The sequence below is a fragment of the Dyella sp. 01N36 genome (assembly GCF_056399745.1).
Genome location: NZ_JBFTRY010000388.1, coordinates 1 through 1,003 on the forward strand (window position 1 = coordinate 1; position 1,003 = coordinate 1,003).

Genomic DNA, 1,003 nt, shown 5'->3' on the forward strand with positions numbered 1-1,003 from the left:
AGCTGGAAAAGACCGCGATCTGCGGCACCGACCTGCACATCTATAAGTGGGACGAGTGGTCCCAGCGCACGATCAAGCCCGGCCTCACCATCGGCCATGAGTTCGTCGGCCGCATCGTGGAGATCGGCCCGGGCGTGACCGGCTACAAGATCGGCGACCGTGTCTCCGCCGAAGGCCACATCGTCTGCGGCCACTGCCGCAACTGCCGCGCCGGCCGCCAGCACCTGTGCCCGAACACCGTGGGCATCGGCGTGAACCGCAATGGCGCGTTTGCCGAATACATGACCATGCCGGCCTCGAACCTGTGGCCGATCCCGGACCAGATCCCGTCGGAGCTGGCCGCCTTCTTCGACCCGTATGGCAACGCTGCACATTGCGCGCTGGAGTTCGACCTGATCGGCGAAGACRTGCTGATCACCGGCGCCGGCCCGATCGGCATCATCGCCGCGGGCATCGCCAAGCATGTGGGCGCCCGTAACGTGGTTGTCACCGACGTCAACGACTACCGCCTGAAGCTGGCGGCGGACATGGGCGCCACGCGTGTGGTGAACGTGGCCAACCAGTCGCTGAAGGACGTGATGAAGGACCTGCACATGGAAGGCTTCGACGTGGGCCTGGAAATGAGCGGCAACCCGCGCGCCTTCAACGACATGCTCGATTGCATGTACCACGGCGGCAAGATCGCGCTGCTCGGCATCCTGCCCAAGGGCGCCGGCATCGACTGGGACAAGGTGATCTTCAAGGGCCTCACCATGCAGGGCATCTACGGCCGTCGCATGTACGAGACCTGGTACAAGATGACCCAGATGGTGCTCACCGGCTTCCCGCTTCAGAAAGTTCTCACGCACCAGATTCACATCGACGATTTCCAGAAGGGCTTCGATCTGATGGATGCGGGCAAGTGCGGCAAGGTCGTCTGCTCCTGGAGCTGAGCGAACCCTGTCACACCTCGGAATTTCCTGCGGGAAATCCAACCTGAAAGGTCGGCCGCCCTAGTACACTT

Annotated in this window: 1 protein-coding gene; it reads left to right on the forward strand. The window is 63.0% G+C overall.

Annotation, left to right across the window (positions count from 1 at the left end; translation table 11 throughout):
* Nucleotides 1–932, forward strand: a 932-nt coding sequence (tdh, locus tag AC1DMG_RS22355) for an L-threonine 3-dehydrogenase (RefSeq protein ID WP_477181171.1), incomplete at its 5' end; no start/stop codon positions are given.
* Between the last annotated feature and the right edge of the window lie 71 nt (nucleotides 933–1,003).